Consider the following 8,607-nt stretch of genomic DNA (forward strand, 5'->3'; position numbering starts at 1 on the left):
GGCTTTGCGGTTCAAGCCAACCGCAGCTACACGTCGCGGTTCCAACTTACGGCCAGTCTAGAGCAACTCAAGGCCCACATCGATTCACTTGATGACCCCGCCCAACCGGGCCATACGCTAGTGTTGAAAAAGATTCTGGTGAACCTGCGCAACCTCAGCCAGCGGCTCCAAGATATTCTGGCCTACTTCGATGGCACTGCCGCTCCGGCTAGCCGCGAGCTGGAGTTCGGGCGGTTTGTGTCGCACCAGAGCTTTGCGCTGGAAGAGTTGCGCGGCCATTTTACGCTCACCTCCAGCGTTTTTCGGCACGCGGTAAGAATGGCGCTGGCTTGCTTGGTCGGCTACGTGGTAGCTAAAGTGCTGCTGCCCAGCCACCACAGCTACTGGATTCTGATGACCACTACGTACATGCTCAAGCCGGCTTTCAGCCTAACCAAGGAGCGCAATATTCACCGGGTGCTGGGCACGCTGGCGGGCGGTATTATTGGCGGGCTGGTGCTGTGGCTGGTGCAAGACCGGATGGCGCTGGTGGCGCTGCTGTTCGTGTTTATGCTGACCTCGTTCAGCTTTACGCGCAGCAACTACATCGTGGCCGTTACGTTCATGACGCCCTTCGTGTTGATCTTGTTCAGTTTCCTGGGCCTGGGTTATTTACAGGTAGTAGAAGAGCGAGTTCTCGACACCGTGCTTGGCTGCCTGATTGCGTTTGCGGCCAGTTACGTGTTGTTTCCGAACTGGGAATCCGATCAGTTGCAGGACTTTATGAAGGCGGTGCTGCGCGCCAACCTGCGCTACCTCCAAACCCTAACCGAAACCTTGCTTGGCTCGTCGGTGGCGGAAGTGGACTACAAGCTGGCCCGCAAGGAAGTGTACGTGAGTTCCGCCAACCTGGCGGCGGCCTTCCAGCGCATGATGTCGGAGCCGCGCGCCAAGCAACACCGCCCCACCGAGGTGCACGAGTTTGTGGTGCTCAACCACATACTTTCCTCTAATGTGGCTTCCATTACTTCAACTCTGCTTTCGCACGAGAGCCGCAACCCTCTCGGCAGCAGCACTTTGCTGCGGCCCGTGCGCCAGGCCCAGCAAGCGCTACACCGCAGCCTCCGCCGCCTCGACGTCGCCGAGCCAGAGCTGCCCGCTGCCCCCACCGACGCCGCCCCGCCGCCCACCCGCCCCGAAACCACCGTCCCCCCCGACCCGCAGCTTACTGAGCAGCTGGATTTCATCCAGAAAGTAAGCGGCGACATCGGCAAAGTGACGGAAGAGGTGCTGAAGTAAGAAAGGGAAGTTTTGGAAGCGTAGCTGTTACCTACTGCCTGCCTCAAAGGCATCTCCCAACTGCCGCCATTTTAGCCTGCTTTTGTGTCTCATCTTGTGCTCCGCGAAAGTACCGGCCTGCGGTACTTCACATTTTTCTATCTATATGTGATGCAGGGCATTCCGGCAGGCTTCGGCATGACGGCGGTGGTCAATTATCTGCTGGGTAAAAACTTGAATTCGACTACGGTGGCTGCGTTTTCGGCTGTTGTGGGGTTGCCCTGGGCCTTGCAATTCGTGTGGGGGCCGCTGATTGATAAGTACCAAGAATCCATTATCGGGCAGCGCAAGCAATGGGTGGTGCTCACGCAGTTAGTAGCCGCGCTGGCCTCGCTGGCCTTGCTGCTCATCGACGACCCGGTGGCGCAGTTGCCTCTGCTGAAGCTGGCGTTTGTGGTACACAGTGTATTTGCTTCCATTCAGGATGCCAGCGTAGATGCCATTGCCATTGCGGTGGTGCCCGAGGTGGAGCGCGGCCGGGTGAATGCCTTTATGCGCGGGGGCTTTCTGTTGGGTATCTCGGCGGGCGCGGCGGGGCTTTCGTGGCTGCTGCACCGCTACGGCTTTTTCGAGGCGGCGCTGGCGCAGTCGGGGACTCTGCTGTTTTTCACGGCACTCACCTTTTTCATCCGCCTCGACCGCACCGACCAACTTCTGCCTCGTTTCGGGGCCAGCCGGGAGCCTCGCCGCCACAACGACAACCCGCCATTGAAATGGCTGTTTCAGGAGTTATTTCGGGCCATTACGGAGCCGCGCACGTTGCGGCTGTTCGCAATTATTGCCGTGGCCTATTTGTGTTTGGGTATGTTTGGCTGGGCCTATTCCTACCACCTGATCAAAGTGTTGCACTGGCCCGATGGCGACGTCTCGATTCTGCAAGGCGGCTGGGGCACGTTGGCTACCCTCACGTTGGTAGTGGCCGGTGGCACGCTCGCCGACCGGATTGGGGCCGAGCGGCTTCAGCGCCGGGTGCTGTTCGGGCTGGGTAGCTTCCTGTTGCTGTTCTGCGGCCTGAGTTTATGGTGGCACAATCCGGCCGTGGCTACCGTGGGGTTGCTGGTCTGGAACCTCGCCGACCCAAGTTTGAGCGTAGCCGCCCTGCCACTGCTCATGGCCTTGTGCCAGCCGCGCATCGAAGGTTCGCAGTTCACTACCTACATGGCTCTCGTGAACCTGTGCGGCGTGAGTGGCGCCTACCTCACGGGCTGGCTGCTAGAGAGTATTACCGTGCCCGTACTAGGCTTGCTTTGCAGTGTAGTGGTACTTTGGTTGGTCTGGCTGCTTCGCCCGTCGCAGGTGCTTGCCGTAGCCGAAACAGCAGATTAGCAGTTGGTTGCAGTTGGCTTGCCAACTTAACGTATAGATATTTTGGCGGGTCAGTTTCCATTGATACCCTTATTCAAGCGCTGCATTAGCGCGAACCCGAACTCTTAATCAACTACCAGCGGGCGGGGCAACGTGGCGCTTCCAGCTTAGGCCGCAAAAGTGCCTAGGCTGCAACTGGCGGGCCACTTACAGCAAACCATGCTTGTGGGCGAACTGCACCAGCGCAGCTACGTTGTGCAACTCAAGCTTGTGCATGATGTTGCGGCGATGCGTACTCACCGTAAACTCCGACAGAGAAAGCTGGTTGGCCATTTCGCGGGTGGTAAGGCCCGAGCGCACCAATCCAATAATTTCTTTTTCGCGGGCGGAAAGACGGTGTAGCAGCAACTGGGGCGAGTTGTGGGGGAGTTGTGGGGCCGCTGGCTGACAGCAAGGCGGAAAGGCCAGCTTGCCCGCATACACCGTCCGGATGGCCGCCAATAAGTGGTCGGCATCGGCCGATTTGGGGACGAAGCCACTAGCTCCCGCCGCTTCCAAACGCTCGACTAGCTCGGGGGTAGAGGCAGTGCTAAATACGAGTACGCGCATGCCCGACCATTGCTGCCGCAGCAGCGGCAGCAGCGTTAGCCCATCGAGGCCGGGCAGATGTAAATCGAGCAGTAGCACATCGGCGGGCGCTGAGTTAGTGGCTGGAAGCCAAGCAAGAAGTTCCTCTGCCGAGCTAAACTGCCCGGCCACCTGCAAATCGGGCAGCTCGGCTACTAGCCGGGCCAGCCCTTGCATCAGCATCAGGTGGTCATCCAGAATGAGTAAGCGACACGGCATAAGCAAACTGGTGAGTTGATGGAGTAGCGAATAATCAAGCTAAGAAGTGTAGTTGAGCAAGGATGGCTCAGAGCAATAAATTCTGAAACAACTCTGGATTCTCCAACTCAACAGGTAACATCCGACAAGCAAAAGCTGAGCAGCCATCAGCAAGGCAAACGCACAACTATGAAAGTGCCTTTCTCGGTGCTATCAATATGTACTTCACCCCGCAGATACTCGGTTCGGGCATACACGCCGCGCAGCCCGATACCAGCCCCCGTAGATTTCGGTTTGAAGCCGCCGCCGTTGTCCTCCACCATTATTTCCAGCGTGGTAGGGAGTCGCAGCAATTGTACCTGCACCTGGGTGGCGCTAGCGTGGCGCACCGCATTGTTAAGCAATTCAGCGGCAATACGATAAGCTGCCGTTTGCAGAGGCTGCGGAAGCTGGTCGAGGCCTTCGTCGCAGAAAGTGCGCACGGTAGGAGTGCCGTAGATGTTGAGTAGTTCCGCCAGCGCCCCCACCGACTCCGCCAGCCCACCTATTCCTGGCTCGGCGGGTAGCACCGCGTGGCTGAAAGTCCGCACCTCGTCGCGCAGATGACGCAGCAGCAGTTCGGTGTGCCGGCCCGCGGCGGCAGCTTCCGGCGAACTCGCAATGGCTTGCTGCACGGCCCGGCCCTGCCAAGCCAGGTGCAGGGCGGCTAGGTTGGGCCCGAGGGCATCGTGCAGTTCGCGGGCCAGCCGCTCCCGCTCTTCTTCCTGGGCCGCAATAAGCCGGGCGCTTTGCACATTGCGCTGCCGCAACTGCTTGATGCGCAGCTGCGCGTTCTGACGAAGCGTGTGCTGGAACCGTCCGGTGAGCAGCGCGCTCAGCACCAGCAACTCGAAAAATAAGCCCCAAGCCAGCGCGTTGGGTTGCATCAGGTGCAGATTGGTAAGGCCGATGTGGTTGAACCAAAACAAGATGAATCCCGTGAAGAAAAAGAAATACGTGAGGCCATAGTAAGCGGCCAGCCGGCGCCGGCGCTTAGTGAGCAATGCCGCCAGCAACACCACCCATCCGTAGGTGAAAATGGCCGCCAACAGCAGTTCGCGCCCGCCGTTGAGCACGAGAAGGCCAACGCCGTGGCTGCGGACTGCCGCCGGGTACAGCAGCGAGTAAGCAACCACAAAAACCAGGGCCAGTACCGCCAACACGTTGCCGGCTTGGTGCAGCCGGGGCCAACCGGCCCGCAGCCGCAGAAACAACTGCATGATACGCACGCCGCACGCCGCCGCCAGTAGCATGAAGTTGAATTGCCCAATATTCCAGAGCAGTTGATACGGGCCGGTAGGCAGCAAGAGGGCATCCAAGCCGTCTTCCATGAGCAGGAAAACGGTGGTGCATACCACGTACAGAACATACCAAATATGAATCCGGTCGCGCAGAAAAGCGAACAGCACGAGGTTGAAAAGCGCACTGCTGAGGTAGAAGCCCACCAGCCAAATCCAGCGCTTATGGAAAACGTAGTTCACTTCCCAAGCCAGAAAATCTTCGGTGGTCGTTACGTCGGTGGGCAGGTACAGTGCCCCAGCGTGGTGGTCGATGCGCAGGTATAGTTCGGCGGCCTCGCCACCTGCCAGTTCAAAAGGCAAGCACAAGCCTCGCGCCGGAAACACCCGTTCGGCGGCCGGTACGCGGGAGCTAGCGGCGGCTATTTGTTTGAATTCAACTTCGCCCTGTCGCCGACAATAGAGGACCGCACTATCGGTGTAGTTGTAAACGCTCCACAGAAAGCGCCTGCTCTCAAGCAATGTATTCTTCACGACCAGCCGCAGCCACAGCCGACGGTGCACAAAGCCGAGGTTGAGCGTGCGGTGCCAGGGGCCCGCCTGGAACTTGCCGGCTTGCCACAGCGAATCGGCGTGCTGCGCATGGGCCGGAGCACGAAAAGGCTCGGTGTAGTATCGATAGGTTTCGGATAGGTGTGCGCCGTTCGATTCTTTCAGGTAAAGCGTATCTGCTAGGGCGTGGGGCGGTACTGAACCTGCCTTAGCAGGTACGCTCCCCAAAAACCAGTTCGCGAGTAGCCAAAAACCTAATAAGCGCGAGAGCACAAGCGTTTTATATTATTGATAAGACACGTATGGGAAACATAATACAATATTATTATCGCAAAGTAATATTTTCAGTGCTAGCACTTAGAATTTTTAATGTTCATCCTCATTTCTTGCGTTTTTAGCCCTAAAAAGACACTTACATTAAAATTAATTCATTGACAGACAGTCATTTTATTCATCATCAGCAGGGGCATTTACAAGCTAGATATCTGCTGAGATCAGCGTTCCGGAAACGACCTAACGGGTGACGGTATAAGCGACGGTTTTGCGGTCCGGCGACACTTGCATTTCGCTGAGGCGCCCGAGCTTCCATAGTAGTTCGGGGGTGTGCCCATGTTGCTGGGCTGCCGCCGCTAGGGTAATAAAGCCCGCGCAGTCAGGAGGGAATTTCTCATGGCAGTCGATAGACCAGAAAAGGGCGATAAGCGCCCAAGGTAAGCAGGCCCTCCAACACTACAGAGTGCCAGGCAAAATAGGGCATTTGGTAAAGCTGGTGGCACAAAAGCCGTCTAAATAAGCTTACATTGCTCTAGTAATTTCTAGGCGATTCGACTTTATGAAATCTTTATATTCCGCTTCACTGCTGTTGGCGTTGACAACGAGTATGAGTTTTGCGCAGCAGAAGGTTCCGACCCCAAAAGAAGCGAAGGAACTGGAGCGGCAAAAGTGGAATGCCGTGCTGACTGGCAAGGAAACTCGCGTGGCATTCAATGCCAATCCCAACAAGCTACTCGCCGAAACTATCCAAGGCCGTACGCCCGGCAAGGCTCTGGATGTGGGTATGGGCCAAGGCCGCAACACGCTGTTTCTGGCCCGCCAGGGGTGGGATGCCTACGGCGTTGATATAGCCGATGAGGCCGTGAACTTGGCGCAGGACAACGCCCGCAAAGCTAATCTGCGCATCACCACCTTCGTGCAAGACGACGCCGAGTTCGACTTCGGAACCAGTCGGTGGGACTTGGTGGCCTTCATCTACGCCGGGGGCCGCCACCACGTCGATAAGGTGTACCAGAGTTTGAAACCGGGCGGGCTGGTGGTTATCGAAGGCTTCCACCGCGACGCGACCAAGCTGCGCAAAATCGGGGAAAACGTAGTCTTCGATACCGACGAGCTAAAAAAGCTATACACCGCCGCTGGCTTCACCGTCCTGCGCTACGAAGAGAAAGTGGGCGTGGGAGATTTCGGTTTGCAACAGATGCGGCTAGTGAAGCTGGTCGCGCAGAAGAAGTTGAAATAAGGAAGCGGTGAGCTTGCGTTTTGTTTGTGCAAGGCCTACAATGCAAACAGCAAATTCGCCATTTCACTGGCTAGCTTGCGCTCATGCCTGATTTTCGTTGGCGCGTTTTCCAGTTGGTGGCTTGGCTGGCGCAACGGTTTCCACTGTACGCTCAGCAGCAGTTTCATGCAACCTAAAGCCCTGCTCCGCGGGCTATGAAACTACTGCAAGCAGGATAGTTCCGTGGGCCGCGAAGCAGGGCTTCACATCATTCAGCAGCTTTCTTAGTCTTCGTCCGCGGCTTTGCTACGGCTAGCGGGCTTTTTGCGGCCAGAACCGCTCTTTTTGCCACCCCCGTCCTGTTTGTTAACGGTTGCCCAGGCGCGGGCTTCGGCCTCTTCCTCAGGTATGCCGCGTTTCTCGTAGCTTTCCTCAATGTGCTCGGCTTTACGCTTTTGCTTGTCGGTATAGGCCGACTTGTCTCCTTGTGCCATGTTGCAAGGTGTTGAAAGTGAAACAATAAGGAACTGTTTATTCCGTACTGGTACGACGCTCGAAGTCGGGTGTTATGTCGAGCTTTGCCCATTGGTCGGGCGGCCGTGCCTATCTTCGGGCATTCATTGTCATTTCCTGTTTCTGCCATGCGCCAGCTTGCCGATATTCCGCACCCAGAGGTTAAAATCACGCTTTTCTCTTGGAATGGGAAGTACCTTATCAAGCTCGAAAGAGGTCCGCTCGAACAAACTTATAAGGTGAGCGAAATGGACGTAACCAGCGACGAAGACGTACGCGCCCTGCTCGACGAAGAATTTATGCAGGCCGTTATCAATCGGTTTCAGCATATGCACCAAGATCTACAAGCCACCTTCGAGCGCCACGACATCTATTAGCGCCACCAAGTAGCTGCTTTTTGCAAGCTGCTTTTTCAGTTTCCATCGATTTTCATTCCCATGAAAAACTTAGTTGCCTTCCTATTTGGCCTGCTTGTGTGCGTGCTAGCAAGTCGTTCCGTTAGCGCGCAGTTGTATGAGGTGCGCGACAACAGCGTCAACTACGAGAAGAGTGAGCGGGCTGCTGCGAAGGTGCTGGTAGACGGCACCCCCGAGTGGACGCGCAATTTCTGGCAGTCGTGGTTGAAAGACACCTACAACATCAAGCCCAAGGGCAACGGCACCTTCGGCGTGGGCAAGCGCGACGTGCTAGCGGCCAAGCAAGTGCCCGCCTCCAGCGTGTCGGGCAAGCTTATTGACCTTTATGCCCTGGTAACGGCGCCTTCAGACAGCGTAACGGAACTGGCCGTATTTGGAGGCTATGACGCCAAATCGTTCTTTAGCCCGGAGAGTACACCGACCGAATTTGCTGCCATGCGTACTATGGCTCAGAGCTTTGCCGTAGCGGCCCGCCTCAAGGCGTATCGGGAGCAAATTGAGGCGGCGGAAAAGGAGTTGCGGGAAACTGAAAAAGAAAAAGAACGACTGGAAAAAGAACGGGCGAGCTTAGCTAAAAACACGGAGAGCAACCTAGAAAAGATTGAGTCGTTGAAAAAGCAGAACATCGAAAATAAGGTCAAAGCCAGTCAGGATTCCGTTCAACTTGTCGTGAACGCCCAGCAGTTGGAGCTACGCAAGGCCAAGCTTCAGCGGCGGAAAGACCGACTCTCCACCCTCGACCGAAAATAATTTCGGGCCGGTTGCCGCCTACGCTTCGGCTCTTGCTGGTTACCGAAAACGCCACTCGCCCACTACCGTTTAAGGCTTGGGTATTCCCACCTTCGTTACACGCTCTGCTTACATGGAAAAAGGTTCTTCACCCCTCGATACGCTTCGCCAGCTTCGGGAG

At 56.6% G+C, this 8,607-nt stretch carries 8 protein-coding genes; 5 read left to right on the forward strand and 3 right to left on the reverse strand.

Annotated elements, in window-relative coordinates:
- Positions 1-1,278: FUSC family protein (locus tag ACFE7X_RS19305; protein ID WP_375437327.1), on the forward strand; the 1,278-nt coding region annotated here is incomplete at its 5' end.
- Between the two features lie 84 nt (positions 1,279-1,362).
- Entirely contained in the window at positions 1,363-2,643 is a 1,281-nt protein-coding gene (locus ACFE7X_RS19310; RefSeq protein ID WP_375437328.1) for an MFS transporter, read from the forward strand.
- 186 nt (positions 2,644-2,829) lie between these two features.
- Here the strand turns inward: ACFE7X_RS19310 and ACFE7X_RS19315 are convergent, their stop codons facing one another.
- Together ACFE7X_RS19315 and ACFE7X_RS19320 are read right to left on the reverse strand one after the other, a co-directional pair.
- Entirely contained in the window at positions 2,830-3,468 is a 639-nt protein-coding gene (locus tag ACFE7X_RS19315) for a response regulator (RefSeq protein WP_375437329.1), read from the reverse strand.
- A 146-nt stretch (positions 3,469-3,614) separates the two neighbouring features.
- Entirely contained in the window at positions 3,615-5,549 is a 1,935-nt protein-coding gene (locus ACFE7X_RS19320) for a 7TM diverse intracellular signaling domain-containing protein (RefSeq protein ID WP_375437330.1), read from the reverse strand.
- A gap of 559 nt (positions 5,550-6,108) precedes the next feature.
- On the opposite strand from ACFE7X_RS19320, the gene ACFE7X_RS19325 reads away from it, so the two are divergent.
- Positions 6,109-6,789: a class I SAM-dependent methyltransferase gene (locus ACFE7X_RS19325; RefSeq protein ID WP_375437331.1), complete on the forward strand. Its 681-nt coding sequence runs from the start codon at positions 6,109-6,111 to the stop codon at positions 6,787-6,789.
- A 263-nt stretch (positions 6,790-7,052) separates the two neighbouring features.
- Here ACFE7X_RS19325 and ACFE7X_RS19330 read toward each other — a convergent pair whose 3' ends face one another.
- Complete coding sequence (locus ACFE7X_RS19330; protein ID WP_375437332.1) at positions 7,053-7,262, reverse strand: hypothetical protein; 210 nt, start codon at positions 7,260-7,262, stop codon at positions 7,053-7,055.
- A 147-nt stretch (positions 7,263-7,409) separates the two neighbouring features.
- On the opposite strand from ACFE7X_RS19330, the gene ACFE7X_RS19335 reads away from it, so the two are divergent.
- On the forward strand, positions 7,410-7,658 hold the full coding sequence (locus ACFE7X_RS19335) for a hypothetical protein (RefSeq protein ID WP_375437333.1): 249 nt from the start codon (positions 7,410-7,412) through the stop codon (positions 7,656-7,658).
- Positions 7,659-7,718: 60 nt separating this feature from the next.
- Positions 7,719-8,447 carry a hypothetical protein gene (locus tag ACFE7X_RS19340; RefSeq protein ID WP_375437334.1) on the forward strand — a complete coding sequence of 243 codons (729 nt, stop codon included), beginning with the start codon at positions 7,719-7,721 and terminating at the stop codon, positions 8,445-8,447.
- The last annotated feature ends 160 nt before the right edge of the window (positions 8,448-8,607 follow it).

This window comes from uncultured Hymenobacter sp., assembly GCF_964242765.1.
GTDB lineage: Bacteria > Bacteroidota > Bacteroidia > Cytophagales > Hymenobacteraceae > Hymenobacter.